General features: G+C 53.1%; 36 protein-coding genes and 2 pseudogenes. 1 reads left to right on the top strand and 37 read right to left on the bottom strand.

Annotated features, from left to right (window positions below):
• Positions 1 to 13 precede the first annotated feature (13 nt).
• From rpsM to rpsJ, 28 genes are all read right to left on the bottom strand, one after another.
• Positions 14 to 382, bottom strand: coding sequence for a 30S ribosomal protein S13 (gene rpsM / locus D3H35_RS02375; RefSeq protein WP_119147613.1), 369 nt, complete (start codon positions 380 to 382; stop codon positions 14 to 16).
• Positions 383 to 400: 18 nt separating this feature from the next.
• Positions 401 to 514: a 50S ribosomal protein L36 gene (gene rpmJ / locus D3H35_RS02370; protein WP_003333770.1), complete on the bottom strand. Its 114-nt coding sequence runs from the start codon at positions 512 to 514 to the stop codon at positions 401 to 403.
• Positions 515 to 553: 39 nt separating this feature from the next.
• The gene (gene infA, locus D3H35_RS02365; protein ID WP_035121186.1) at positions 554 to 769 is read right to left on the bottom strand and encodes a translation initiation factor IF-1; all 216 of its coding nucleotides are present in this window, start codon (positions 767 to 769) and stop codon (positions 554 to 556) included.
• Positions 770 to 771: 2 nt separating this feature from the next.
• On the bottom strand, positions 772 to 1,002 hold the full coding sequence (locus D3H35_RS02360) for a KOW domain-containing RNA-binding protein (protein WP_325049988.1): 231 nt from the start codon (positions 1,000 to 1,002) through the stop codon (positions 772 to 774).
• Between the two features lie 83 nt (positions 1,003 to 1,085).
• Positions 1,086 to 1,841, bottom strand: coding sequence for a type I methionyl aminopeptidase (map, locus tag D3H35_RS02355; protein ID WP_119147612.1), 756 nt, complete (start codon positions 1,839 to 1,841; stop codon positions 1,086 to 1,088).
• A gap of 6 nt (positions 1,842 to 1,847) precedes the next feature.
• Positions 1,848 to 2,492 (bottom strand): adenylate kinase, encoded by a 645-nt coding sequence (locus D3H35_RS02350; RefSeq protein WP_119147611.1) that lies wholly within the window; start codon positions 2,490 to 2,492, stop codon positions 1,848 to 1,850.
• 22 nt (positions 2,493 to 2,514) lie between these two features.
• Positions 2,515 to 3,813 carry a preprotein translocase subunit SecY gene (gene secY, locus D3H35_RS02345; RefSeq protein WP_119147610.1) on the bottom strand — a complete coding sequence of 433 codons (1,299 nt, stop codon included), beginning with the start codon at positions 3,811 to 3,813 and terminating at the stop codon, positions 2,515 to 2,517.
• Positions 3,813 to 4,256: a 50S ribosomal protein L15 gene (gene rplO / locus D3H35_RS02340; RefSeq protein WP_119147609.1), complete on the bottom strand. Its 444-nt coding sequence runs from the start codon at positions 4,254 to 4,256 to the stop codon at positions 3,813 to 3,815. The genes secY and rplO overlap by 1 nt, the downstream gene beginning before the upstream one ends.
• Before the next feature lie 77 nt (positions 4,257 to 4,333).
• Complete coding sequence (rpmD, locus tag D3H35_RS02335) at positions 4,334 to 4,513, bottom strand: 50S ribosomal protein L30 (RefSeq protein WP_119147608.1); 180 nt, start codon at positions 4,511 to 4,513, stop codon at positions 4,334 to 4,336.
• 13 nt (positions 4,514 to 4,526) lie between these two features.
• Positions 4,527 to 5,024 carry a 30S ribosomal protein S5 gene (gene rpsE, locus D3H35_RS02330; RefSeq protein ID WP_119147607.1) on the bottom strand — a complete coding sequence of 166 codons (498 nt, stop codon included), beginning with the start codon at positions 5,022 to 5,024 and terminating at the stop codon, positions 4,527 to 4,529.
• A gap of 29 nt (positions 5,025 to 5,053) precedes the next feature.
• A complete protein-coding gene (gene rplR, locus D3H35_RS02325; RefSeq protein WP_119147606.1) occupies positions 5,054 to 5,422 on the bottom strand; it encodes a 50S ribosomal protein L18 in 369 nt (122 codons plus the stop codon).
• Between the two features lie 99 nt (positions 5,423 to 5,521).
• The gene (gene rplF, locus D3H35_RS02320; RefSeq protein WP_119147605.1) at positions 5,522 to 6,064 is read right to left on the bottom strand and encodes a 50S ribosomal protein L6; all 543 of its coding nucleotides are present in this window, start codon (positions 6,062 to 6,064) and stop codon (positions 5,522 to 5,524) included.
• Between the two features lie 30 nt (positions 6,065 to 6,094).
• Complete coding sequence (rpsH, locus tag D3H35_RS02315; protein WP_119147604.1) at positions 6,095 to 6,493, bottom strand: 30S ribosomal protein S8; 399 nt, start codon at positions 6,491 to 6,493, stop codon at positions 6,095 to 6,097.
• Positions 6,494 to 6,523: 30 nt separating this feature from the next.
• On the bottom strand, positions 6,524 to 6,709 hold the full coding sequence (locus D3H35_RS02310) for a type Z 30S ribosomal protein S14 (RefSeq protein WP_119147603.1): 186 nt from the start codon (positions 6,707 to 6,709) through the stop codon (positions 6,524 to 6,526).
• A gap of 38 nt (positions 6,710 to 6,747) precedes the next feature.
• The gene (rplE, locus tag D3H35_RS02305) at positions 6,748 to 7,290 is read right to left on the bottom strand and encodes a 50S ribosomal protein L5 (RefSeq protein ID WP_119147602.1); all 543 of its coding nucleotides are present in this window, start codon (positions 7,288 to 7,290) and stop codon (positions 6,748 to 6,750) included.
• A 36-nt stretch (positions 7,291 to 7,326) separates the two neighbouring features.
• On the bottom strand, positions 7,327 to 7,680 hold the full coding sequence (rplX, locus tag D3H35_RS02300; protein ID WP_119147601.1) for a 50S ribosomal protein L24: 354 nt from the start codon (positions 7,678 to 7,680) through the stop codon (positions 7,327 to 7,329).
• Positions 7,681 to 7,717: 37 nt separating this feature from the next.
• Positions 7,718 to 8,086, bottom strand: coding sequence for a 50S ribosomal protein L14 (rplN, locus tag D3H35_RS02295; protein ID WP_119147600.1), 369 nt, complete (start codon positions 8,084 to 8,086; stop codon positions 7,718 to 7,720).
• Between the two features lie 80 nt (positions 8,087 to 8,166).
• Positions 8,167 to 8,433, bottom strand: a complete 267-nt coding sequence (gene rpsQ / locus D3H35_RS02290) for a 30S ribosomal protein S17 (RefSeq protein ID WP_119147599.1) — start codon at positions 8,431 to 8,433, stop codon at positions 8,167 to 8,169.
• Positions 8,434 to 8,475: 42 nt separating this feature from the next.
• On the bottom strand, positions 8,476 to 8,673 hold the full coding sequence (gene rpmC, locus D3H35_RS02285; protein WP_119147598.1) for a 50S ribosomal protein L29: 198 nt from the start codon (positions 8,671 to 8,673) through the stop codon (positions 8,476 to 8,478).
• Positions 8,660 to 9,097, bottom strand: coding sequence for a 50S ribosomal protein L16 (gene rplP, locus D3H35_RS02280; RefSeq protein ID WP_119147597.1), 438 nt, complete (start codon positions 9,095 to 9,097; stop codon positions 8,660 to 8,662). The genes rpmC and rplP overlap by 14 nt, the downstream gene beginning before the upstream one ends.
• Positions 9,098 to 9,099: 2 nt before the next feature.
• On the bottom strand, positions 9,100 to 9,762 hold the full coding sequence (gene rpsC, locus D3H35_RS02275; RefSeq protein WP_119147596.1) for a 30S ribosomal protein S3: 663 nt from the start codon (positions 9,760 to 9,762) through the stop codon (positions 9,100 to 9,102).
• 13 nt (positions 9,763 to 9,775) lie between these two features.
• Complete coding sequence (gene rplV / locus D3H35_RS02270) at positions 9,776 to 10,114, bottom strand: 50S ribosomal protein L22 (RefSeq protein ID WP_119147595.1); 339 nt, start codon at positions 10,112 to 10,114, stop codon at positions 9,776 to 9,778.
• A 102-nt stretch (positions 10,115 to 10,216) separates the two neighbouring features.
• The gene (gene rpsS / locus D3H35_RS02265) at positions 10,217 to 10,498 is read right to left on the bottom strand and encodes a 30S ribosomal protein S19 (RefSeq protein WP_119147594.1); all 282 of its coding nucleotides are present in this window, start codon (positions 10,496 to 10,498) and stop codon (positions 10,217 to 10,219) included.
• Between the two features lie 63 nt (positions 10,499 to 10,561).
• Positions 10,562 to 11,392, bottom strand: a complete 831-nt coding sequence (gene rplB / locus D3H35_RS02260) for a 50S ribosomal protein L2 (RefSeq protein WP_119147593.1) — start codon at positions 11,390 to 11,392, stop codon at positions 10,562 to 10,564.
• 29 nt (positions 11,393 to 11,421) lie between these two features.
• Positions 11,422 to 11,715 (bottom strand): 50S ribosomal protein L23, encoded by a 294-nt coding sequence (rplW, locus tag D3H35_RS02255; protein ID WP_119147592.1) that lies wholly within the window; start codon positions 11,713 to 11,715, stop codon positions 11,422 to 11,424.
• Positions 11,715 to 12,338 (bottom strand): 50S ribosomal protein L4, encoded by a 624-nt coding sequence (gene rplD, locus D3H35_RS02250; RefSeq protein WP_119147591.1) that lies wholly within the window; start codon positions 12,336 to 12,338, stop codon positions 11,715 to 11,717. Before rplD ends, rplW begins: the two co-directional genes overlap by 1 nt.
• A gap of 30 nt (positions 12,339 to 12,368) precedes the next feature.
• Positions 12,369 to 12,995 (bottom strand): 50S ribosomal protein L3, encoded by a 627-nt coding sequence (gene rplC, locus D3H35_RS02245; RefSeq protein WP_119147590.1) that lies wholly within the window; start codon positions 12,993 to 12,995, stop codon positions 12,369 to 12,371.
• Positions 12,996 to 13,046: 51 nt separating this feature from the next.
• Entirely contained in the window at positions 13,047 to 13,355 is a 309-nt protein-coding gene (rpsJ, locus tag D3H35_RS02240) for a 30S ribosomal protein S10 (RefSeq protein ID WP_116065558.1), read from the bottom strand.
• Positions 13,356 to 13,438: 83 nt separating this feature from the next.
• Here rpsJ and D3H35_RS30235 point away from each other — a divergent pair, with 83 nt between their 5' ends.
• Complete coding sequence (locus D3H35_RS30235) at positions 13,439 to 13,687, top strand: hypothetical protein (protein ID WP_147355713.1); 249 nt, start codon at positions 13,439 to 13,441, stop codon at positions 13,685 to 13,687.
• A 503-nt stretch (positions 13,688 to 14,190) separates the two neighbouring features.
• Here the strand turns inward: D3H35_RS30235 and tuf are convergent.
• The 9 genes and pseudogenes from tuf to rpoB form a co-directional block, all read right to left on the bottom strand.
• Entirely contained in the window at positions 14,191 to 15,381 is a 1,191-nt protein-coding gene (gene tuf, locus D3H35_RS02235) for an elongation factor Tu (RefSeq protein ID WP_119147589.1), read from the bottom strand.
• A 108-nt stretch (positions 15,382 to 15,489) separates the two neighbouring features.
• Positions 15,490 to 17,565 (bottom strand): elongation factor G, encoded by a 2,076-nt coding sequence (fusA, locus tag D3H35_RS02230; protein ID WP_119147588.1) that lies wholly within the window; start codon positions 17,563 to 17,565, stop codon positions 15,490 to 15,492.
• 17 nt (positions 17,566 to 17,582) lie between these two features.
• Positions 17,583 to 18,053, bottom strand: coding sequence for a 30S ribosomal protein S7 (gene rpsG / locus D3H35_RS02225; protein ID WP_119147587.1), 471 nt, complete (start codon positions 18,051 to 18,053; stop codon positions 17,583 to 17,585).
• Positions 18,054 to 18,110: 57 nt separating this feature from the next.
• On the bottom strand, positions 18,111 to 18,533 hold the full coding sequence (rpsL, locus tag D3H35_RS02220; protein WP_119147586.1) for a 30S ribosomal protein S12: 423 nt from the start codon (positions 18,531 to 18,533) through the stop codon (positions 18,111 to 18,113).
• 166 nt (positions 18,534 to 18,699) lie between these two features.
• Entirely contained in the window at positions 18,700 to 18,954 is a 255-nt protein-coding gene (locus D3H35_RS02215) for a ribosomal L7Ae/L30e/S12e/Gadd45 family protein (RefSeq protein ID WP_119147585.1), read from the bottom strand.
• A gap of 153 nt (positions 18,955 to 19,107) precedes the next feature.
• On the bottom strand, positions 19,108 to 19,557 hold the full coding sequence (locus D3H35_RS02210; RefSeq protein ID WP_147355712.1) for a hypothetical protein: 450 nt from the start codon (positions 19,555 to 19,557) through the stop codon (positions 19,108 to 19,110).
• 250 nt (positions 19,558 to 19,807) lie between these two features.
• The gene (locus tag D3H35_RS02200; RefSeq protein ID WP_119147582.1) at positions 19,808 to 20,701 is read right to left on the bottom strand and encodes an ATP-binding cassette domain-containing protein; all 894 of its coding nucleotides are present in this window, start codon (positions 20,699 to 20,701) and stop codon (positions 19,808 to 19,810) included.
• 133 nt (positions 20,702 to 20,834) lie between these two features.
• Positions 20,835 to 24,458, bottom strand: a pseudogene (gene rpoC / locus D3H35_RS33390) (DNA-directed RNA polymerase subunit beta').
• Between the two features lie 123 nt (positions 24,459 to 24,581).
• Positions 24,582 to 26,177 (bottom strand): annotated as a pseudogene (gene rpoB, locus D3H35_RS02190) (DNA-directed RNA polymerase subunit beta); the annotation flags it as partial.

Raw genomic sequence — 26,177 nt, 5'->3', positions numbered from 1 at the left:
TTATCCTCCTTTCTTACTTCTTCTTATTAGCTACCGTACGACGCGGACCTTTGCGCGTGCGGGCGTTTGTCTTCGTGCGTTGACCGCGAACCGGGAGTCCACGGCGATGACGTACACCGCGATAGCAGCCGATTTCAACGAGACGTTTGATGTTCAAAGCGATTTCGCGGCGAAGATCGCCTTCTACTTTGAGCGATTTGTCGATTGCTTCGCGCAGACGAGCCAGCTCGTCTTCCGTCAGGTCGCGAACGCGCGTGTTCGGGTTAACTTCTGTCGAAGCGATCAGCTTCTGGGAAGTCGTTTTGCCGATGCCGTAGATGTACGTCAGGGCGATTTCCACGCGCTTGTCGCGGGGAAGGTCAACACCAGCTATACGTGCCATGCGTTAGAGCACCTCCTCTTAGCCTTGTTTTTGTTTGTGTTTCGGATTTTCGCAAATAACCATCACATTGCCTTTGCGGCGAATGACTTTGCATTTTTCGCAAATCGGCTTGACCGAAGGTCTAACCTTCATGTTAATTACCTCCTTGTGGTTCGGTAGACCGGACGAACTTTATTTGCGGTAGGTGATACGGCCCCGCGTCAGATCATATGGCGAAAGTTGAATAACCACTTTATCCCCCGTCAAAATCCGGATGAAATGCATCCGAAGCTTGCCGGATACGTGCGCCAGAATCTGGTGTCCGTTCTCGAGTTCCACTTTGAACATCGCATTCGGCAGCGGTTCGATAACCGTTCCTTCTACCTCGATGACGTCCTCTTTGGCCACCGTCATTCTCCTTTCTCTTCAGCATGCGCTTCGAGTCGTCGCTCGGCAGCTTCGATCGCATACCGGAGCTTCGCGTTGGTCACGCGGCCGGTATCCTGAAGACTGCTTGCCACTTCGTCGCTTCGAAATCCGAGCGGTTCGAGATGCAGCACGTTTTTACGTTTGGGCCGATCGAATCGGCGATGATCGCCGTCGGCCACGAGCGCGGATCGCTCGTCTACCAGGGCGATCACAACGGAAAGCTGCCCTTCATCTCTGCCGCGCCGACTCCTTACGAGATCCCGGGCTCAAGCTTCGCATTAACCGTCATTGCTTTTCACCTGACCTCAGCACGAGTAAGTATTTCATACCCGTCCTCGGTTACGGCAACCGTATGCTCGAAATGCGCGCACAGCGATCCGTCCACCGTGACGACCGTCCATTTGTCCGCGAGAGTTTTCACTTTCCGATCTCCGACGATAACCATCGGTTCGATCGCCAGCGTCATTCCCGCTTTAAGCCTTGGGCCGCGGTCGGGAACGCCGTAGTTCGGAATTTGCGGTTCCTCGTGCAAGTTAGAGCCGATGCCGTGACCGACATATTCTCTGACGACGGAGAAGCCCGCCTCTTCGATGACTTTTTGGATGCCGTGCGATACGGTGAACAGCCGGACGTCGGGGCGGACAAGCTCGAGGCCCGCATATAGCGATGCTTCGGTCACGTCCAAAAGACGCTGCGCTTCTTCCGATATCGTCCCGACACCGTAGGTCCAGGCCGAATCGCCATGATAACCTTTGTACTGCGCGCCGATGTCGATGCTGATGATGTCGCCTTCCATGAGCTTCCGCGGTCCAGGGAACCCGTGAACGAGCTCCTCGTTCGTGGAAGCGCATATGCTGGCCGGAAAACCGTTATAGCCTTTGAAGGAAGGAACGGCGCCCTGACTCCGGATGTACGCTTCCGCAATCCGGTCCAGTTCCGCGGTAGTGACGCCCGGTACGACCGCCTCTTTCATAAGACGGTGCGTCTCGGCGACTATCCGGCCGGCTTCCCGCATCAAGTTCAGTTCCGTTTCGGACTTGCATACGATCATGGCCGATTACCCTCTCAGAAGGGAACCGATCTCGGCTGTAACCGCATCGATGTCCTTCTCCCCGTCCACTTCGCGGAGCAGTCCTTTGTCGCCGTAGTATGCCAGAAGCGGCGCCGTCTTGGACGAATATTCGTCAAGCCGGGTGCCGACTTTCTCTTCCGTATCGTCCGAGCGCTGGTAAAGCTCTCCTCCGCACTTGTCGCATACGCCGTCTTGCTTCGGCGGATTGAACATGACGTGATAAGTGGAACCGCACGATTTGCAAATCCGTCGTCCCGTCAGGCGAGCGAGCAAGAAGCTGCGGTCTACCTTCAAGTTAATGACGTGATCGATCTTGCGGCCCATGTCGGCCAACATTTCATCCAGCGCCTCGGCTTGAGCGAGCGTTCGCGGAAAACCGTCGAGCAAGAACCCCTTGGAACAGTCGGGCTCCGCAAGCCGATCGCGTACGATGCCATTCGTCACTTCGTCCGGAACGAGAAGGCCTTGGTCAACGAACTCCTTCGCCTTCACTCCGAGCGGAGTGCCTTGCTTCATCGCGAGACGAAACGCATCGCCAGTGGAGATGTGCGGAACGCCGAATGTATCGACGATCCGCTCGGCTTGCGTTCCTTTGCCGGCGCCAGGAGGCCCCATAAACAAAATGTTCATTGCGTAATCCTCCCGTGCGGTCTTACTTGTTGATGAAACCTTTGTAGTGACGTTTGATCAGTTGGCTCTCGATCTGCTTCATCGTCTCCAGCGCAACGCCGATTACGATGAGGAGCGAGGTGCCTCCCAATTGAACGGTTTGAGGCAATCCGGCAATTTTCCCGAAGAATACCGGCAGAACCGATATTAGAGCGAGGAAGATAGCGCCGGACAGCGTAATTCGGGTGATCAGCTTCATCAGATAACCCTGTGTCGGCTTGCCGGGACGAATGCCCGGAATATAACCGCCGTTCTTCTTCATGTTATCCGCCATTTGCTGCGGATTGAATTGAACGAATGTGTAGAAGAAAGTGAATCCGACGATCAGCAGCACGTACAGCACCATGCCGAGCGGCTGGGTGTAGTACATGTTCTTGATGACCCAATCCGCCCAAGCTTGAGTGGACCAGAAGTTTGCAATCGTGACCGGAAACATTAACAGCGACGATGCGAAGATGACCGGAATAACGCCCGCACCATTTACCTTGAGAGGGATATGGGTCGATTGGCCGCCGTACATTTTCTGTCCGACTACCCTTTTAGCGTATTGTACCGGTATCTTGCGAACACCTTGCTGAACAAAAATGACCGCAGCGATGATCAGAATGATCACAACCAGAATGGCCACTACTTTAAGAACGTTAAAGAAGATTTGGTCGGCGTCGATGAACTCCGTTGCGTAAATCTCACGCGCGTGAGTTGGAAACGAAGCCACGATACCCGCGAAGATAAGAACGGAAATTCCGTTCCCGATCCCCTTCTCGTTGATCTGCTCGCCAAGCCACATCAGGAAAGACGTACCGGCGGTCAGAACGATGGCGATCATCGTGTAGGTCGCAAACGTTGGGTCGATTACCATCTCTTGGTTGTATAGCCGGTTGAAACCGATCGCCGTTGCGAAGGCTTGGATGAGCCCCAGGATGACCGTCCCGTAACGGGTTACCTGCGCCAGCTTGCGCTTGCCATTTTCGCCTTCTTTTTGCCACTCGGTGAATTTCGGAATGACGTCCATCGACAGCAACTGCACAATGATCGATGCCGTGATGTACGGCATGATACCTAGCGCGAAGATGGAGAATTTGAACAATGCGCCGCCGGAGAACGTGTTGAGCAAGCCGAACAGGTCACTGCCCTGTTGATTAGCCGCTTCAAGCGCGTCCTTGTTAATGTTCGGAACGGGTATAAATGCGCCGATCCGATACACCAGCAGGATGAAAAGGGTAAACAGGATCCTCTTGCGAAGGTCCTCGACTTTCCAAATGTTTGTGACGGTCCTGAACATTAGATCACCTCGGTTTTACCGCCGGCGGCCTGGATTTTTTCTACAGCGGATTGCGAAAACTTGTGTGCTTTAACCGTAAGTTGCACGTTCAGTTCGCCGTTGCCCAGGATTTTGATGCCGTCTTTAGGGTTCTTGAGGATCCCTTCGGAAAGCAGCAATTCCGGAGTTACTTCCGTGCCAGCTGAAAATCCGTTCAATTGATTCAGGTTAACAATCGCAAAAACCGTAGCGAAACGGTCGTTGTTGAAACCGCGCTTCGGAACGCGGCGGTACAGAGGGTTTTGGCCGCCCTCGAATCCGGGACGTACGCCGCCACCGGAACGGGCGTTTTGCCCTTTGTGACCGCGACCGGATGTTTTGCCGAGACCGCTGCCGGCACCGCGGCCGACACGCTTGCTGCTGAACTTGGAGCCTTCAGCAGGAGAGAGCTCATGCAATTTCATCGTACGTCGCACCTCCTTGAGTGTTGTACCCCTTTAGCGTCATGCGCTTTTCACGCATGACCGCATAAAGAGTCGGTTTATACTTCTTTAACTTCGATCAGGTGGCTAACATGGTTAACCATGCCGCGGATGGCCGCATTGTCTTCTTTAACAACAGTTTGGTTCAATTTGCTCAAACCGAGCGATTGCACGGTTTGACGTTGAACTCCCGGACGACCGATTAGGCTGCGGACGAGGGTGATTTGCAATTTTGCCATTCTATACCCCTCCTTAACCTAGCAGCTCTTGCACGGTTTTACCGCGGAGCTTAGCTACGTCTTCAGCGCGTTTCAATCGGGAAAGACCTTCCAACGTCGCATTAACCATGTTAATCGAGTTGGAGGAACCCAGCGATTTCGTCAAAATATCGCCGACTCCAGCAAGTTCGAGCACCGCGCGGACAGGACCGCCCGCGATAACGCCGGTACCTTCGGATGCCGGTTTCAACAGCACTTTGCCGGCGCCGAAGTGACCCGTAACGGCGTGCGGAATCGTCGTGCCGACCAGCGGAACGTATACGAGATTTTTCTTAGCGTCATCGACGCCTTTGCGAATCGCGTCAGGAACTTCGCCGGCTTTGCCGATTCCGGCGCCGACCCATCCCTTGCCATCGCCAACGACGACGAGCGCGCTGAAGCTGAAGCGACGTCCGCCTTTGACGACTTTCGCGACGCGATTGATTTGGACCATTTTTTCCGTCAGTTCCAACGTATTCGGATCTACACGCAAGTCGTTAACCTCCTTGTACTAAAAATGTTCTAGAACTGCAGACCGGCTTCGCGAGCCGCGTCAGCAAGAGCTTGGATCCGTCCGTGGTACAAGTAGCCGCCGCGATCGAACACGACGTTCTCGTACCCTTTGTCTTTAGCGCGCTTAGCGATAAGCTCTCCGACTTTACGAGCCGCTTCGACGCTGCCGCCGTTGCCGACTTGACCAGCCAGTTCTTTATCAACCGTAGATGCGCTGGCAAGCGTTACGCCTTGAATGTCATCGATCAGCTGCACGTAGATGTGCTTCGAGGAACGGAATACGTTGAGGCGCGGACGCTGCGTCGTTCCGCTAATTTTCTTGCGAACGCGAAGGTGGCGCTTCAGACGGGCTTTATTCTTGTCGCCTTTGGTAATCATTCCGAGATTCACTCCTTTCTAACTGTTGCAACCGTTACAAGCAACGGTAGTTGCGGACGGTTGTCAGGCTGCCTCATGCGGCTTCACGCCGCCTGGCGATTACTTCTTCTTGCCGGCTTTACCCTCTTTGCGGATAATGCGTTCGCCTTCGTATTTGATCCCTTTGCCTTTGTAAGGCTCAGGCTCGCGTACTGCGCGGACTTTTGCTGCCGTTGCGCCGACCAATTCCTTGTCGATGCCGCGGATCGTGATTCTGTTTTGAGCCGGCACTTCGAATTCGATGCCGGCTTGCGGTACGAATTCAACCGGGTGGGAGTAACCAACGTTCAGTACCAGCTTGTCGCCGGACTTGCTTGCGCGGTACCCTACGCCGACTAGCTCAAGGTTGCGAGCAAAACCGTCGGTTACGCCGCTTACCATATTAGCTACTACGCTGCGGGTCGTTCCGTGCAGCGAGCGGTGAAGTTTGTTCTCGGAAGGACGTTCGACGGTAATAACATCCGCCTCAACCGTTACCTTCATATCTTTGTGCAATTCACGGGACAAGGTGCCCTTCGGGCCTTTGACCGTGATGACGTTGTTGTCCAGGTTCACGTTCACGCCGTTAGGCACCTGGATCGGTTTACGTCCGATACGGGACATGGGTACACCTCCTATCTTGTGCGGGTTCTATTACCAAACGTAAGCGAGCACTTCGCCGCCGTTTTTGCCTTGGCGCGCTTCTTTATCAGTTACGACGCCTTTGGAAGTCGAGATGATCGCGATGCCGAGGCCACCCAGCACGCGCGGAACTTCGTTAGCTTTCGTGTACACGCGCAGGCCGGGCTTGCTGATGCGTTTGAGCCCCGTAATAACGCGCTCGTTGTTCGGGCCGTATTTCAAGAAAATACGAATCAGCCCTTGTTTGTTGTCTTCTACATATTCGGCGTCGCGGATAAAGCCTTCGCGCTTCAGGATTTCGGCAATTTGCTTCTTCACTGTGGACGCAGGCAGTTCCACCGCCTCGTGACGCACCAGATTCGCGTTGCGAATGCGCGTCAGCATATCTGCAATCGGATCAGACATAACCATGGGGTAAACCTCCTTCCCGTACTAGGCTGATTACCAGCTCGCTTTTTTGACGCCAGGAATCTGGCCTTTGTATGCCAATTCGCGGAAACAAATCCGGCAAATTTTGAACTTCTGAAAAACGGAATGCGGACGGCCGCAACGTTCGCAGCGCGTGTATGCGCGGACTTTGAATTTAGGCTCGCGCTGTTGCTTGATTTTCATTGACGTTTTTGCCACTTGCTACTACACCTCCCAATGGGTTTGGCGGGCTCTCGTCACTTCGTGAACGGCATGCCCAATTGGGTGAGCAGCTCGCGCGCTTCTTCGTCGGATTGCGCCGTCGTTACGATGACGATGTCCATCCCGCGGACTTTATCGATTTGATCGTATTCGATCTCAGGGAAAATCAGTTGTTCTTTCAATCCAAGCGTGTAGTTGCCGCGTCCGTCGAACGATTTCGAGGACACGCCGCGGAAGTCGCGAACGCGAGGCAAGGAAATGTTGAACAGCTTGTCGAGGAAGTAATACATCCGGTCGCCGCGCAGCGTTACTTTCACGCCGATTGGCAAATTCTCACGCAAGCGGAAACCTGCGATCGATTTCTTAGCACGGGTAATGACCGGCTTTTGACCAGCGATCTTTTGCATGTCCACAACTGCCGCATCCAACACCTTGGAGTTTTGAACCGCTTCGCCGACACCCATGTTGATGACGATTTTTTCTACTTTCGGCACTTGCATAACCGATTTGTAGCTAAACTTCTGCATCAGAGCAGGAGTGATTTCGTTATTGAAACGTTCTTTCAATCTTGCTGCCATGTGTCACAGTGACCTCCTTTCCGTCAAAACTTGGTATTAGTCGATCTCTTGGCCGGAACGTTTTGCTACCCGGACTTTTGTGCCGTTGTCTAGCACTTTGTATCCGATACGCGTTGGTTTGCCGCTTTTCGGGTCGATGTGCATAACGTTGGAAACGTGAATCGGAGCTTCCCGCTCGATGATGCCGCCTTGCGGGTTAGCCGGATTCGGACGAGTATGGCGCTTCACCATATTGACGCCTTCGACCAATACGCGATTTTCGCGCGGGTATGCGGCGATGATGCGTCCTTTTTTACCTTTGTCTTTACCCGTGATAACAAGAACGTTGTCGTCTTTTTTCACGTGCAGTTTATTGTTGTGCGATTCGAGCACTTTTTTAACGCGTGGCATGGGTCCACCTCCTGCCTGTTAGGTCCACGGCCGGTTATTAAAGAACTTCCGGCGCCAGGGAAATAATTTTCATGAAATCGCGTTCGCGGAGCTCACGTGCTACCGGTCCAAAGATCCGGGTGCCGCGCGGGCTTTTGTCTTCTTTTACGATTACGGCCGCATTCTCGTCGAATGCGATATAGGATCCGTCTTTACGGCGTGTAGAAAACTTCGTACGTACGATAACGCATTTTACTACGTCGCCTTTCTTGACAACGCCGCCTGGTGTTGCTTGTTTGACGGAAGCAACGATCAGATCGCCGATGTGACCGACGCGGCGTCCAGTACCACCAAGTACACGGATGCACATCAGTTCTTTCGCTCCGGAGTTGTCGGCAACTGCCAGACGCGTAAACGGTTGAATCATCGCAAGTTCCTCCTTTCAGTTATGCTGACGACCGACACGCGACGAACGCACTGAGTAACGGTCGCAGCGGCCAGTTCTCTTTACACGATGACTGCTTTTTCGGTAATTTCGACCAGACGCCACGTTTTGTCTTTCGACAATGGGCGGGTCTCCATGATTCTCACGGTATCGCCGATTTTAGCGTCGTTGTTCTCATCATGAGCCTTGAACTTTTTCGTGTATTTGATGCGTTTATGATACAGGCTGTGTTTTTTGTACGTTTCGACAGCCACCACGATCGTTTTGTCCATTTTGTCGCTCACGACTTTACCGATTTGCACTTTACGGTTGTTGTTGCGTTCGCTCAAAGGTAATCCTCCTTCCAAAACAGGGTTCAGTCCGCCTTGGTATTAACCGATGCCGAGTTCACGCTCGCGCAAAATGGTTTTGGCCCGGGCGATTTCTTTCCGCAGTTCGCCGATACGATGCGGGTTGTCCAGCTGGCCAGTAGCCAGTTGGAAACGGAGGTTGAACAGTTCTTCCTTAAAGCCGGAAACCTTCTGTTCGAGCTCAGCCGATGTGAGATTACGGAATTCACTGGCCTTCATTCGCTTCACCACCCAGTTCTTCACGTTTCACAAACTTCGTCTTAATAGGCAGCTTGTGCGCAGCAAGACGCATTGCTTCGCGTGCGATCTCCTCGGGTACTCCTGCCAGTTCGAACAAGATTTTGCCCGGTTTGACAACAGCTACCCATTTCTCAACGTTACCTTTACCGCTACCCATCCGAACCTCAAGAGGCTTTTGGGTAATCGGTTTAGAAGGGAAAATTTTGATCCATACTTTACCGCCACGTTTGATGTAACGTGTCATGGCGATACGAGCGGCTTCGATTTGACGGTTCGTCACCCACGAAGGCTCTTGTGCTTGAAGGCCGTATTCGCCGAAGTGCACTTCCGTGCCGCCTTTGGCCATGCCTTTCATTTTACCGCGGTGTTGCTTGCGGTGTTTGACGCGTTTGGGGATCAACATGATCAGTTGCCTCCTTCCTCAGCTGCTCTTTTCTTCGCCGGAAGGATTTCGCCGCGGTAAATCCATACTTTTACGCCGATGCGGCCGTAAGTCGTATGTGCTTCAGCCGTACCGTAATCGATGTCGGCGCGCAACGTATGCAGCGGAACCGTTCCTTCGCTGTATCCTTCTTGACGAGCGATCTCCGCTCCGCCCAGACGTCCGCTAACGGATGTTTTGATTCCTTTTGCGCCGGCGCGTTGCGACCGTTGGATCGCTTGCTTCATAGCGCGACGGAACGAAGTGCGGCGCTCAAGCTGTTGCGCGATGCTCTCGGCAACCAGAATGGCGTCAAGTTCCGGGTTTTTGATTTCGGAGATGTTGATGTGGACTTTCTTGCCGCCAGTCAGTTTTGCCAACTGATTGCGAAGCACTTCCACTTCAGCGCCGCCTTTACCAATAACGATACCTGGTTTAGCGGTGTGGATAGTAACGTTGACGCGGTTTGCCGCACGTTCGATTTCGAACTTGGATACAGCAGCGTCTTTAAGCTTATTTTTGAGGAATTCGCGGATTTTGACGTCTTCCATAAGAAGAGTGCCAAAGTCTTTGTCGGCATACCATTTGGATTCCCAATCACGGATGATGCCGATGCGAAGACCGACCGGATTTACTTTTTGACCCACACGTTGTCCCTCCTTATTTTTCGGATACGACCAGTGTAATATGGCTGGATCGTTTGAAGATGCTGAACGCGCGACCTTGGGAGCGCGGCTGGAACCGTTTCATCGTCGGGCCTTCGTTAACGAAAGCTTCGGTGATGACCAGCTTGTTCACGTCTAATTGGTAATTGTGATCAGCGTTGGCAACCGCGGAGTTCAAAAGCTTCTCCAGAACAGGAGATGCGGAACGCGGTGTATGGCGCAAGATCGCGATCGCTTCGCCCACTTTCTTGCCGCGGATCAGATCCACAACCAGACGGACTTTGCGAGCCGGAATGCGAATGTTATTCACATGGACTTTCGCTTGCTGAGACATCGGTGTACCTCCTTCCGTACTTTACGTACGCCTTATCGCAATGATTGACCCGCGACGCCGCAGGCGCGCTACATCAATCATTCCAGCGACGTAAGGGGTTAATTAGCGTTTGCCTGTCTTTTTATCGTCGTCACTGTGGCCTTTGTACGTACGCGTCGGCGCGAATTCACCGAGCTTGTGGCCAACCATGTCTTCCGTAACGTAAACCGGCACATGTTTGCGACCGTCATAAACGGCGAAAGTGTGGCCTACGAATTGCGGGAAAATCGTCGAACGACGGGACCAGGTTTTGATCACGGTTTTCTTGCTCGAAGCGGTTAGTTCATCCACTTTTTTCAGCAGATAACCATCCACGAAAGGTCCTTTTTTCAAGCTGCGACCCATGGAATGTTCCTCCCTTCAACACGGCTAGAGGGTAAATCGTCTGCATCGTGCAGCAAAGTACGATTACTTGCTGCGACGACGAACGATGTATTTGCTCGATGCTTTTTTCTTCTTGCGGGTTTTGTAACCGAGGGTTGGTTTGCCCCACGGAGACATTGGAGATTTGCGACCGATCGGAGCGCGGCCTTCGCCACCGCCGTGCGGGTGATCTACCGGGTTCATGACGACGCCGCGAACGACTGGGCGTTTGCCGAGCCAACGGTTGCGTCCTGCTTTACCGATGTTGATCAACTCGTGGTCTTGGTTGCCGACGGTACCGATCGTAGCGCGGCATTGTCTCAGAATGCGGCGAATTTCGCCGGATGCGAGACGAATAGTCACGTATTGACCTTCTTTACCGAGCAGCTGAGCTTCCGTACCGGCTGCGCGTACCAATTGGCCGCCTTTGCCTGGCTTCAGCTCGATGTTGTGGATAACGGAACCGACTGGAATGTTTTCCAACGGAAGTGCGTTGCCCACTTTGATGTCGGCCGTAGGACCGGACATGATTTCATCGCCGACTTTAAGGCCTTTCGGAGCGATGATGTACGTTTTTGCGCCGTCTGCATAGTTGAGCAGAGCGATGTAAGACGTACGGTTCGGATCGTACTCGATTGTAGCGACGCGGGCCGGAATTCCGTCCTTCGTGCGTTTGAAGTCGATGATCCGGTATTTGCGTTTGTGACCGCCGCCATGATGGCGAACCGTCAATTTACCTTGGTGGTTCCGTCCAGCACGTTTCGAAAGCGGCGCGAGCAAGGATTTCTCCGGAGTCGACGTCGTAATTTCTTCGAACGTGGACATCGTCATCTGACGACGGCTGGGCGTTGTCGGGTTAAACTTTTTGACTGGCACTTGGATTCCCTCCTTACTTCAAGAATTCGTTATACCGATGCTTCGAAGAACTCAAGCGGTTTGCTATCTGCACTCAACGTTACGATAGCTTTTTTCCATTCCGACGTGTAACCGCTGTGGCGGCCGTAACGCTTCGGCTTGGCAGGCACGCGCAACGTGTTAACGTTGACGACCTTCACTTTAAAGATCTGTTCGATCGCTTGTTTGATTGCCGTTTTGTTGGCTTTGAGCTCAACTTCGAACACGTATTTGCGTTGATCGATGAATTCGCTCGTGCGTTCGGTAATTACCGGGCGCTTGATAAGATCGCGAGGGTCTTTCATTACGCGAACACCTCCTCGACTTTAGCAACTGCGTCCTTCGTGATGATCAATTGATCGTGAACCATCACGTCGAGCACGCTGATTCCGTCTGCGGCGACAAATTTGACGCCCGGGATGTTGCGTGCGGACAAAGCTACATTGTTGTCAAAATCGGCGGTTACGACCAGCGCTTTGCGCGCGACTTTGAGGTTACCCAAGATTTTAGCGAATTCTTTCGTCTTTGGAGCAGCGAAGTTCAGTTGATCAAGAACGATGATCGTTCCCGCTTGCACTTTGCTGGACAAAGCCGACTTGATCGCCAGACGGCGTACTTTACGCGGCAATTTGAAGCCATAGCTGCGCGGAGTAGGTCCGAAAACGATACCGCCGCCTTTCCATTGCGGCGAACGGATCGAGCCTTGACGGGCACGGCCTGTTCCTTTTTGCTTCCACGGTTTACGGCCGCCTCCGCGTACTTCGGAACGACCTTTCGTTTTGTGCGTGCCCTGGCGAACTGCAGCTTGCTGGAGCACGACTGCGCTGTGCAGGACGTGGGTATTCGGCTGAATTCCGAATACGCCTTCCGCCAAATCGATATCTCCGACTTGACCGCCGTCCACGTTATATACAGCAACTTTCGGCATGAGTGGTCCTCCTTTCTTGTGCGATAAAGATTATTTCTTCACCGATGCTCTGATTTTAAGGTAGCTGTTGCGGGCGCCCGGTACGGATCCTTTGATCAACAGTACATTGCGCTCAAGGTCGACTCTAACGACTTCAAGGTTTTGAACCGTTACTGTCTCGGAACCAAGACGACCGTGCATTTTTTTACCTTTTGGTACGCGGTTGGCGTCGCGAATCGTTGCGAGCGAACCGTTACCGCGGTGGTATTTGGAACCGTGCGCCATCGGTCCGCGGGACATGCCCCAACGTTTGATTGCGCCTGCCGTTCCTTTACCTCTGGAAATACCCGTTACGTCAACAAATTCACCTTCTGCAAAAAGATCGACTTTCAGCTCTTGGCCGACTTCGACTTCCGCCAGGTTGACTCCGCGAATTTCACGGATGAAGCGCTTGGGTGTCGTGCCTGCTTTCTTGGCATGACCCGTTTCCGGTTTGTTCGCCAGTTTCTCGCGCTTGTCGGCGAAACCGAGTTGAATTGCTTCGTAGCCGTCGTTTGCTTCGTCTTTCTTCTGAAGCACTACGCTCGGGGTTGCTTCAATAACTGTCACCGGCACGACGCTTCCGTCTGCGGCAAAGATTTGAGTCATTCCGAGTTTACGTCCCAAGATTCCTTTCATGTTGACACCTCTTTTCTTTTCCTTATGAGAATGCTTCTACCGCTAAATCAATTAGAGCTTGATTTCGATGTCAACGCCGGACGGCAGGTCAAGGCGCATGAGCGCGTCTACCGTTTGCGGCGTAGGATTGACGATGTCAATCAAACGCTTGTGCGTGCGCATTTCGAATTGCTCACGCGAATCCTTATACTTGTGCACCGCGCGCAAGATCGTAATGATCTGCTTTTCGGTCGGCAGCGGGATCGGCCCGGAGACACCTGCACCAGTACGTTTCGCTGTTTCTACGATTTTCTCTGCGGATTGATCCAGCACGCGGTGATCGTAGGCTTTCAAGCGGATACGAATTTTTTGCTTTGCCATATGATTCCCTCCTTCATTCGTCCAATTTTGGAATCGGACATACTCCGCGAGAATAACCCGACAGTCACCATAGCATCCACTCTATGGCAAAGGGGCCGGGTGTGTCGGCAACCTCTCGCATCATCGCACAGTCACAGACCAACATTCACTATTATAGCGATCTGCCCAAACGAATGCAACCTTTTTTTATTCCTGTACCAGCCTCTACGCCCGACTCCAACGCGCAGCTTATTTATATAGAAGAAACTCGTCAGAACGGACCAAAAATCGCCCTGCTGTTTTCGCTGCATTCCGACGACTTCGGCTCATTCGGTCCATTTCTTGGATTATAAAAGTCAGCACCTCTTTCGCCTTTGCTGTCTGACCGGCAGTTGATTAACTGTAATAGATACAGCTATCAATCCGGTTGAGCCAGGCCGTTGGGATTGGACTGTAAAAGGGGCAGTTATTTTTTGTCATTTTCGAGCTTAACGCTAAAAATGCCTTAGTTAACTGCACCTCCTGCAGATAATATTGTTAGAATAACTTTCTATCATCAAAATAAAGGTATGTTCTACAGTTGAATATCAGTCTAGACGAGTATCGTCGGTCATTCGGCGTTGAGTTTGGCTTGAATATCCGCCCAGTCGAGTATCGGCGGTCATTCGGCATTGGATTTGGCTTGAATATCGGTCCAGACGAGTATCGTCGGTCATTCGACGTTAGTCTGGCTTAGCTCGGTTTGGTCTGGCTTGGTTTGGCTACACGCCCGGCTTTGGTCAGGTATGCGTCTTGAACAAAAAAAGACCGTACGCGAAATGATTCGCGTACGGTCTTCGTCGCATGAAATGCGAACTTATTTTTGGATGGAAGCTACAGCGCCAGCGCCTACCGTACGACCGCCTTCACGGATGGAGAAGCGAGTTCCTTCTTCAACAGCGATTGGAGCGATCAGTTTAACGGTAACGGTGATGTTGTCGCCTGGCATAACCATCTCAGTGCCTTCTGGCAGATCGATGATGCCCGTAACGTCAGTCGTCCGGAAGTAGAACTGCGGACGGTAACCCGTGAAGAAAGGCTTGTGACGGCCACCCTCGGATTGGGTCAGAACGTAGATTTGAGCCGTGAATTCCGTGTGAGGCTTAACCGAACCCGGTTTTGCCAGAACTTGTCCACGCTCGATGTCTTTACGGTCAACGCCGCGAAGCAATGCGCCGATGTTGTCGCCGGCTTGAGCGGAGTCAAGCAATTTACGGAACATTTCAACGCCCGTAACGACGGATTTGCGGCTTTCTTCAACCAGACCGATGATTTCGATCTCGTCGCCGATTTTGATCGTTCCACGCTCTACGCGGCCAGTAGCAACAGTACCGCGACCCGTGATCGTGAAGACGTCCTCGACTGGCATCAAGAAAGGTTTAGCGACATCGCGCTCTGGTTGCGGGATGTACGTGTCGACTTGCTCGAACAGCTCAATGATTTTGTCGGCCCAAGGACCGTCAGGGTTTTGCAGAGCTTCACGAGCAGCGCCGCGGATGATTGGAGTGTCGTCGCCTGGGAACTCATATTCGTTCAACAGGTCGCGTACTTCCATCTCAACCAGTTCAAGCAGCTCTTCGTCTTCAACCATGTCGCATTTGTTCAAGAATACGACGATGTAAGGAACGCCTACTTGTTTGGAGAGCAGGATGTGCTCGCGCGTTTGCGGCATAGGGCCGTCAGCAGCGGATACAACCAGGATCGCTCCGTCCATTTGAGCAGCGCCGGTGATCATGTTTTTAACATAGTCGGCGTGTCCTGGGCAGTCAACGTGTGCGTAGTGACGGTTAGGAGTTTCGTACTCAACGTGAGCGGTGGAAATCGTGATACCGCGCTCGCGCTCTTCCGGAGCTTTGTCGATTTGATCGAATGCTACGGCAGCACCGCCGTATTTTTTCGAAAGAACCGTCGTGATTGCAGCCGTCAGCGTCGTTTTACCGTGGTCGACGTGACCGATCGTACCGATGTTAACGTGTGGTTTGTTACGTTCGAACTTAGCCTTTGCCATGTAACTTTTCTCCTCCTTATAAGTAAAAGGAATTTATAGGGTGGCGGGCGGCGAATCGAGGCTTACGCCGCGACTCCCCTGCCCGTCCGCTTACAAATCGTTGAGCGCTTAAGCGCCTTTGTGTTTGGAAATAATCTCTTCGGAAATCGACTTAGGCACTTCTTCGTAGTGCGAAAGCTCCATCGAGAATACTCCGCGTCCTTGCGTACCGGAACGAAGCGTTGTGGAGTAACCGAACATCTCGGCAAGAGGTACCTTGGCACGAATGATTTGAGCGCCGTGGCGCGTGTCCATGCCTTCGATACGACCGCGACGGGAGTTCAGCATACCCATTACGTCGCCCATGTACTCTTCAGGAACAGTAACTTCGACTTTCATGATCGGCTCGAGAAGAACAGGATTACATTTTTCTTTGGCCGCTTTGAGCGCCATCGAGCCGGCGATTTTGAACGCCATCTCGTTGGAGTCGACATCGTGGTAAGAACCGTCGAATACGATGGCTTTGATGTCCACGAGCGGGAAGCCCGCCAGAACGCCGTTTTTCATCGATTCTTCGATACCCGCTTGAATTGGAGCGATGTATTCGCGAGGAATAGCACCGCCGACGACTTTGTTCTCGAACGAGAAACCTACGCCAGCTTCAACCGGTTGGAACTCAACCCAGCAATGTCCGTATTGTCCGCGTCCGCCGGATTGGCGAACAAACTTGCCTTCGACTTTGGCCGCGGATTTGAACGTTTCGCGATAAGCTACTTGCGGTTTACCGACGTTCGTCTCGACTTTGAATTCGCGGAGCATACGGTCAACGAGGATTTCAAGGTGAAGCTCACCCATACCTGCGATGATCGTTTGTCCCGTTTCTTCGTCCGTATGAGCGCGGAACGTAGGATCTTCCTCGGCGAGCTTCTGAAGAGCGATACCCATTTTGTCTTGGTCGGCTTTCGTTTTCGGCTCGACCGCGAGCTGGATAACCGGCTCAGGGAAGTTCATCGATTCGAGAATAACCGGGTTCTTCTCGTCGCACAGCGTGTCGCCTGTCGTCGTATCCTTCAAGCCTACGGCAGCTGCAATGTCACCAGCGTATACTTCGCTGATTTCTTGGCGGCTGTTCGCATGCATCTGAAGAATACGGCCGATACGCTCACGTTTGCCTTTCGTTGCATTCACAACGTACGATCCGGAGTTCAGAACGCCGGAATATACGCGGAAGAACGTCAGCTTACCGACGTAAGGGTCGGTCATGATTTTGAACGCAAGCGCCGCGAACGGTTGATCGTCTGCGGATTTGCGAACCGTTTCCGTACCGTCGTCCAGCGTACCTTTGATGTCAGGCACGTCAACCGGAGAAGGCAGGAAGCTTACTACAGCGTCCAGCATAGGCTGAACGCCTTTGTTGCGGTAGGACGATCCGCAGACGACTGGGAAGATTTTCACTTCGCAGACGCCTTTGCGCAGAGCCGCTTTCAGCTCGGGAACGGTGATTTCTTCACCTTCCAGATACTTCATCATCAGCTCTTCGTCCAGCTCGGCGACTTTCTCTACAAGCTCCGCACGAAGCTCTTCGACTTGGTCAGCCAAGTTAGCCGGAATTTCCGACTCTACCGGCTCTTTGCCCAGATCGTCTTTGTAGACATAAGCGATCCGTTCGATCAGATCGATCATGCCGACAAATTCATTCTCGGCGCCGATCGGCAATTGAATAGCGACGGCATTGGCGCCGAGACGCTCCTTCATGTCTTTAACGACGTTCAGGAAGTCCGCGCCGATGATGTCCATCTTGTTAACGTACGCGATACGCGGTACGCCGTAACGGTCGGCTTGACGCCATACCGTCTCGGATTGAGGCTCGACGCCTTCTTTGGCGCTAAATACGCCAACGGCGCCGTCCAATACGCGCAGGGAGCGCTCGACCTCTACCGTAAAGTCAACGTGACCCGGAGTGTCGATAATATTGATGCGGTGACCTTTCCACTGGGCGGTCGTCGCGGCAGACGTAATCGTAATACCGCGCTCCTGCTCCTGCTCCATCCAGTCCATCGTCGCTGCACCTTCGTGCACTTCGCCGATTTTGTGAACGCGGCCGGTGTAGAAGAGAATCCGTTCCGTCGTGGTCGTCTTGCCCGCGTCAATATGCGCCATAATACCGATATTACGCGTATTTTGTAAGGAGAACTCTCTTGACATGGTGGATCTCCCTTCGATTACCAGCGGTAGTGAGCGAATGCTTTGTTCGCTTCCGCCATTTTATGCGTATCTTCGCGTTTTTTAACTGCTGCTCCCGTGTTGTTGGAAGCGTCGAGAATCTCGGCAGCCAAACGCTCTTCCATCGTCTTCTCGCCGCGGTTGCGGGAGTAGTTTACGAGCCAGCGCAGTCCAAGGGACGTGCGGCGCTCCGGTTTCACTTCAATCGGAACCTGGTAGTTCGCACCACCTACACGACGGGCTTTAACTTCAAGTACCGGCATGATGTTCTTAATCGCAGCTTCGAAAACTTCCATTGCGTCTTTGCCGGAACGCTCTTGAATGAGGTTGAACGCATCGTACAGCAATTGCTGTGCAACGCCTTTCTTACCGTCGATCATAATGCGGTTGACAAGACGAGTAACGAGTTTGCTATTGTATACCGGATCCGGGAGAACGTCCCGTTTCGGTACGGGTCCTTTGCGAGGCATCTAAGTTCCTCCTTTCTTATTCATGTTGTAGTGCGTCGGACGATTCATCCTTGCGCATTACGATTTTTTGACTTTCGGACGCTTAGCGCCGTATTTGGAACGAGCTTGCTTCCGGTTGTTTACGCCTGCGGTATCCAGAGCGCCGCGAACGATGTGGTAACGTACACCCGGAAGGTCTTTTACCCGGCCTCCGCGAATAAGCACGACACTGTGCTCTTGCAGATTGTGGCCGATCCCCGGAATGTAGGCGGTCACCTCGATACGGTTCGTCAGACGTACCCGCGCGTATTTACGGAGTGCGGAGTTCGGTTTTTTCGGAGTCATCGTGCCTACACGGGTGCAAACCCCGCGTTTTTGAGGCGCGCTTAGATCGGTCTCAATACGTTTGAGGGCATTGAAGCCTTTTTGCAACGCAGGAGATTTCGATTTAACCACCTTCGGTTGACGACCTTTGCGAACGAGTTGATTAATTGTTGGCATTGTTGCCACCCCCTTCCCATGAACGTTAAGCAATAGAACAGAACAGCCGACACCACTTTGCGAAGCCCACAGATCCAGGCGGTTCATTTTGAGAAATGCGAAAGGGTCCGCCCGGCTTCCTCCCGTACGAAAAGTACGATGAAGCGCCAGTCCAAACCCGGCTTGCTTATTCTCTTATGATTGCGGCCATCGCCGCGCCCACTTCAATGCCGCATGCTTTACCCAGGTTTCTCATCGTGTCGACGTAAGTCAACTTCACTCCGAGCTGCTCGCACAATTGAATGACGCGAGCTACCGTACGGGGATCTGCATCTTGCGCTACGAACACCTCGGCGGCATCGCCCTGCTCCACCGTCTTGATCGTCTGCTTGGTGCCAATCTTGACGTTCCCGGCCTGCAATCCGTAGTCGTTCGTTGTCATCCGACATCGACCTCCATACAAGCAGAATGGTGCACGTCAGGCACACACTCAAACATAGTATCATCCCGAATGAACACTGTCAAGAAATCGGATACCGATTTTACGTTATTTATGCCTATCTATTTTTCGGCTTCCGAATTTCGGGGTCCGATCTTAGAACAATCTCCGGTTCATCCTTCTCAAAAAAATGACTGCTCCCAAAAACGCATAGAACAACGGTAAAAATAGCCCCAGCGCTATTTCAGCGCCGTTCGCCGCTTCATATCCGCTTAGCATGGCAATCGTTTTGTAGGCTGGGGGCAGCAGCCATGCCAACCCACGCCAGGCGTGAGGCAACGATCGTTCAATTCCTTGTCCCGCAATCGATAAAGCCATCGTCAAAAGAAGGCCGCCTGTCGACATATACAGCTTTGGAACCCATTTGGATGTAAATAATACGGATATCACAAAACCAAGCAAAGACACCGTCAAATGACCGCTCATTGCGACCATGAATTCCGCAGCGTCCGGCTGTCTATCGAATTTATCCAGAAGCACAGGATAGATCGTCGTCAACACAGCGAGTAAACAAGGCAGGAGCCACCCGACTACTATTTTAGCCAAATAATATTTAACGACGTTGCCGCATGGCTAGACGCGATCATCTGCTGAATCTCGTGCTCTGAATCGATATAGCTAAACCCCAACCAGGCTGAGAAAAGAAACAAGACGGCCGAAGTGAGAGAGTAGCTTTCCATTACCGGGTTCGGTACAATGCCGTAAATGAACACAATGCTCACGATATACAGCAGCAATGGCGGAAAATAACGATACGATCTTATGTAATGTTTCAGCTGATAAACTATTAATGCCCTCATCTTGCACGCTCGGATTTCAAGACCAGGTCGCTCACGGACTCGACGGTCCCCCCGGCGTCCAGAATGGCCTTCAAAATCGGTGTACTGCATACGGCCAATACGGCTGCCGCATAGTAGCTGCTGCCGAGCTGCTCCCAGCTTATGAAGCCCTCCATATCCGCCAGCTCGTTCCATTCGTTCGCAATATCCGCAGGCAATCGGAATTCGATCCGTTTGATTCGCTTTTGCGGGCGTGAAACGCTGTCCTGAATAATGAGGTCGTCCGTAATTATATTTCCATCTCGTAACGTTACGATACGGTCGGCCAACAGCTCGACGAAAGCTTTTTCATGAGAGGTAAGCACGATCGACACGCCTTGAGCCTTCAGATCGAAAAGCACGCCCATTAGCTGCTTCCTCATATCCGCATCCAGACCGGATAAAGGCTCGTCCAACAACAGCACATCCGGCACTTGCAGAATCGCTTGCATAATATTCGTCTTTTGCAGCATGCCTTTGGAGTAATGAATGGTTTCCCGGTCAGCCGCTTCCTCTAGTTGAAATAGCCGCAGCAGCTGCTCAATTCTGGACTCAAGGACGTTCCTTGGAATGCCGCGAATCATCCCCATGCTCATTAAATACTCTCTAGCCGTAAACCGGAGCTTGGGAAACCGATCCGGCGCGTATCCGATAACAAGGTTGCGATCGGTCGGATGGACGACTGTTCGAACGCCGGAAGACAGCGAGCTTAACCCGCTCAGCAGCTTAAGCAGCGAGCTTTTGCCCGAGCCGTTCGGCCCAAGAATAGCTGTCGTTTCCCCTTCCCGTACGGCAAACGATATTTCGGAGAGGATCGACTTTCCGGATACTCTCTTGAAGGCTTCCTTCAGCGAAATCAGCAATTTTTGCATGGTGGAATCTCCCTAAAACGAGCTGATATGGAATTATACCGCCAAAATTGCAAAAGGTTTCATTTCAGCAAAAAAAGCCGTTTCGCCGACAGATTTCTCTGCCGGCGAAACGGCTTTTCACGCAATGAAGCGATTATTCTACCGTAACGGTCTCAAGCTCCGGAGCCAAATCTTCCTCTGGCTCGTCGAACTCGGATACGACGCGAATGTTGCGATAGCGCGCCATTCCCGTACCGGCCGGAATGAGCTTCCCGATAATGACGTTCTCCTTGAGGCCAAGCAAACGGTCGACTTTCCCTTTGATGGCGGCGTCGGTAAGAACGCGCGTCGTCTCTTGGAAGGACGCTGCGGACAGGAAGGAATCCGTCTCAAGCGATGCCTTCGTAATCCCGAGCAAGACCGGGCGAGCGACAGCAGGCTCTTTGCCTGCGAAGATCGCTTCGCGGTTGGCGGTCTCGTATTCGTGGATTTCGGCAAAAGCGCCCGGCAGAAGCGTCGTGTCGCCCGGATCGACGATCCGGATTTTGCGAAGCATCTGCTTGATCATAACCTCGATGTGCTTGTCGTTGATTTCAACGCCCTGGTTCCGGTATACGCGCTGAACTTCCTGAAGGATATAGTTCTGCACGCCGCGGATGCCCTTGATGCGAAGCATCTCTTTCGGGTCGATGGAACCGTCCGTAAGCTCGTCGCCGGCTTCGATATGCTGCCCTTCGGTTACGCGGATACGCGATCCATAGCTGACCGGGTACACCTTCGTCTCGGCTTCGCCTTGCACTTCGATCTCGCGACGGTCTTTCGTTTCGCGAATTTCCTTGATCGTGCCGTCGAGCTCGGAGATGATCGCCTGCCCTTTCGGATTACGGGCTTCGAACAACTCTTGAATACGCGGCAAACCTTGCGTAATATCGTCTCCGGCTACGCCGCCTGTATGGAACGTACGCATCGTGAGCTGCGTTCCCGGCTCGCCGATGGACTGGGCCGCGATAATGCCGACGGCTTCGCCGATTTCGACTCGCTTGCCGGTTGCCAAGTTGCGGCCGTAGCACATTTTGCATACGCCGTGACGGGCGCGGCAGCTGAGAACGGAACGAATTTGAACTTTTTTGACGCCGGCTTTGATCAACGTCTCCGCTTTGATCGTGTCGATCAGATCGTTGCGGTTGACGATGACTTCCTTCGTCTCCGGATGACGTACCGTCTCGTGGGCGTAACGTCCCTCGATACGGTCGAACAAATCCTCGATAACCTCTTTGCCGTCCTCGATGCGGGATACGGTAATCCCTTTGTCGGTACCGCAATCTTCTTCGCGTACGATAACGTCTTGGGCGACGTCGACCAGACGACGGGTCAAGTAACCGGAGTCGGCTGTCCGAAGAGCCGTATCGGCAAGACCTTTACGCGCTCCGTGAGTGGAGATGAAGTACTCGAGTACCGTCAGCCCTTCGCGGAAGTTCGATTTGATCGGCAATTCGATAATTCGTCCGGACGGGTTCGCCATCAGACCCGCATACCGCCCAGCTGGGTGATTTGCGATTTGTTACCCCGTGCTTTGGAGTCGACCATGAGCATGATGGAGTTGTAGCGATCCATCGATTTCATGAGGATTTCGGTAATTTCGTCCTTCGTCCGGCTCCAAATCTCGATAACGCGGTCATACCGCTCTTCATTCGTAATCAGACCACGACGATATTGATTGGCAATGACTTTGACCTTCTCGTCCGACTGTCTGATAATGTCGTGCTTCTCTTGCGGCACGGTGACATCGGACACCGCGATCGTAATGCCAGCGCGCGTCGAATACGTAAACCCAAGCTGCTTGATATTATCGAGAATGACCGACGTTTTGGTCGTGTGATAGATCCGGAAGCATTCGCCGATGATGTTGCCCAGATACTCTTTGCCTACGGCGCCCGGAGTCGGAAGCTCTTCCATGAGCGCATCGATATCCGCGCCCTTGTTGTAGACGAAGTATTTGTCCGGCGTTCCCTTGAGAAGGTTCTCTTTGGTCGCTTCGTTGATGTACGGGAACGAATCCGGGAAAATCTCGTTGAAAATGATCTTGCCGATCGTCGTGATGATCAGACCGCTTTGCTGCTCCGGCGTAAAAGTCTTCTTCTTCAGCTCTTTGACCGGGATGGTCACGCGAGCGTGGAGAGAAATGCCGAGCGGATCGCGTTGGTAAGCGGACACCGCTTCGTGAACCGTCGAGAAGCGAAGACGGAGCCCGGAGCGTTTTTGTTGTCCATCGTCAAGTAGAAGCAACCGAGAACCATATCCTGGGACGGAGTAACGACAGGCTTGCCGTCTTTAGGGTTCAAGATGTTGCCCGACGCGAGCATGAGCAGGCGCGCTTCCGCTTGCGCTTCGGCCGACAACGGCACGTGAACGGCCATTTGGTCGCCGTCGAAGTCGGCATTGTAAGCCGTACAGACGAGCGGGTGAAGCTTAATGGCGCGGCCTTCTACGAGGATAGGCTCGAACGCCTGAATCCCGAGACGGTGAAGCGTTGGCGCACGGTTGAGCAGAACCGGATGTTCTTTGATGACATCCTCGAGGACATCCCAAACTTCCGGACTAACGCGCTCGACTTTACGTTTCGCGCTCTTGATATTATGAGCAAGGCCTTTGAGCACAAGCTCTTTCATAACGAAAGGCTTGAACAGCTCCAGAGCCATTTCCTTCGGCAAACCGCATTGGTACATTTTCAAGCTTGGGCCTACAACGATAACCGAACGACCGGAATAGTCGACGCGCTTACCGAGCAAGTTCTGGCGGAAACGGCCTTGTTTACCTTTCAGCATGTGGCTGAGGGATTTCAAAGGACGGTTGCCCGGTCCGGTTACCGGACGTCCGGGCGGCCGTTGTCGATCAAGGCGTCTACGGCTTCCTGCAGCATCCGCTTCTCGTTCTGAACGATGATGTCCGGAGCGCCCAGATCCAACAGACGTTTCAGACGGTTATTCCGGTTGATAACGCGGCGATACAAATCGTTCAAGTCGGACGTCGCGAAACGGCCGCCATCGAGCTGAACCATCGGACGCAGCTCCGGAGGAATGACCGGCAGCACGTCGAGAATCATCCAATCCGGCAGGTTGCCGGAGTTGCGGAACGATTCGACGACTTCGAGACGTTTGATCGCGCGGTTACGACGTTGGCCTTGCGCGGTGCGAAGCTCTTCTTTCAGCATTTCGAGCTCGCGGTCGAGATCGATATCCTGAAGAAGCTTCTTCACGGCTTCGGCTCCCATTCCAGCGGAGAACGCATAGCCGTATTTCTCGCGATAGCTGCGGTACTCCTTCTCGGAAAGAAGCTGCTTCTTCTCAAGAGGCGTATCGCCTGGATCCGTTACGACGTAGGAGGCGAAATAGATAATTTCCTCGAGAGAACGAGGAGACATATCGAGCGCAAGCCCCATACGGCTAGGGATTCCTTTGAAGTACCAGATATGAGAGACGGGAGCCGCCAATTCGATATGGCCCATGCGCTCGCGGCGAACTTTGGCGCGGGTGACTTCAACGCCGCAGCGATCGCAGACAACGCCTTTGTAACGAACCCGTTTGTATTTTCCGCAATGGCATTCCCAGTCCTTGGTCGGCCCGAAAATTTTCTCGCAGAAAAGGCCTTCCTTCTCCGGCTTAAGCGTACGGTAATTGATCGTTTCCGGCTTTTTAACTTCGCCGCGCGACCATGACCGGATTTTATCCGGGGAAGCGAGACCGATTTTCATAAACTCAAAGTTATTGACGTCTAACAAGGAGCAAGCCCTCCTTCATCGTTGCTAGGTTTGATGACTTCAACGACGGCCCCGAACAGGCTTCCGGCGCCAAACGACGGGAGGGCGCGGCGAACCCTATGTTGCCGCACCCTTCGGTCATTGTTATTCGGAAGCGCCGACTTCGGAACCTTCAAGGTTGAGGTTCAACTTATCGCCTGCGGCATCTTCTTCGTCGTCGATCTCTTTCATTTCGATCTCTGATTCGTCCCCGGATAGGATCTTCACGTCCATGCAAGGCTCTGGAGTTCTTTGATCAATACCTTGAACGACTCCGGAACGCCCGGTTCCGGTACGTTCTCGCCCTTGACGATCGACTCGTACGTTTTTACGCGACCGACAACGTCATCGGACTTGACGGTCAAAATCTCTTGCAGCGTATATGCGGCGCCATAAGCCTCGAGCGCCCATACCTCCATCTCCCGAAGCGTTGGCCGCCGAACTGAGCTTTACCGCCCAACGGCTGCTGCGTAACGAGGGAGTATGGACCGGTCGAACGGGCATGGATTTTATCGTCGACCATGTGAGCCAGCTTAATCATGTACATGACGCCAACCGTCACTTCACGCTCGAACGGTTCGCCCGTCCGGCCGTCGTAAAGCTTCGTCTTGCCGTTACGCTGCATGCCGGCTTCTTCCATCGTATCGAATACGTCGTTCTCGCGAGCGAGCCGTCGAATACCGGAGTGGCTGCACGAATTCCGAGAATTTTGCAGGCCATGCCGAGATGGACTTCAAGCACCTGTCCGATGTTCATCCGGGAAGGAACGCCCAGAGGGTTCAGGACGACTTGAACCGGAGTTCCGTCCGGCAGAAACGGCATATCTTCTTCAGGCAAAATACGGGCGATGACACCTTTGTTACCGTGGCGTCCGGCATTTTATCGCCTTCGGAAATTTTCCGTTTTTGCGCAATATATACGCGTACGAGTTGGTTAACGCCCGGCGGCAATTCGTCGCCGTTCTCGCGAGTAAACACTTTGACGTCGACGACGATCCGTCGGTACGTGAGGCACCCGCAAGGAGGTATCGCGAACTTCGCGCGCTTTCTCGCCGAAGATGGCGTGAAGCAAGCGCTCTTCCGCCGTCAGCTCGGTGACGCCTTTCGGCGTTACTTTACCGACCAGAATGTCGCCGGCTGCGATTTCCGCGCCGACGCGGATAATTCCGCGCTCGTCGAGGTTGCGTAGAGCGTCTTCCCTACGTTCGGAATATCGCGGGTGATTTCTTCCGGTCCAAGCTTCGTATCGCGAGCTTCGGACTCGTATTCTTCAATATGAATCGAGGTGTAGACGTCTTCCCGCACCATTTTCTCGGAGAGCAGGATGGCATCCTCGTAGTTATAACCTTCCCATGTCATAAAGGCTACGACAACGTTGCGGCCAAGAGCCAATTCGCCGGTATCCGTAGACGGACCGTCGGCAAGAATGTCGCCCTTCTTCACGATGTCGCCTTTACGGCAAATCGGACGTTGGTTGATGCACGTGCCTTGGTTGGAACGCATAAACTTTTGAAGCTTATGCTTCACGACGTCGCCTTTGACTTCTTTGCCATCGACGATTTCGATTCTGCGCACCCAGATTTCGTTAGCGGATACGCGCTCAATAATCCGTCATGCTTGGACACAATACATACCCGGAGTCTTTCGCCGACTTGTGCTCCATGCCGGTCCCTACGTACGGAGAATCCGGAATAAGCAACGG

Source organism: Cohnella faecalis (genome assembly GCF_003570905.1).
GTDB classification, from domain to species: Bacteria; Bacillota; Bacilli; order Paenibacillales; family Paenibacillaceae; genus Cohnella; species Cohnella faecalis.
Note: the sequence above shows the minus strand (reverse complement) of the source record. Positions and strands in the feature narration are given on the sequence as shown.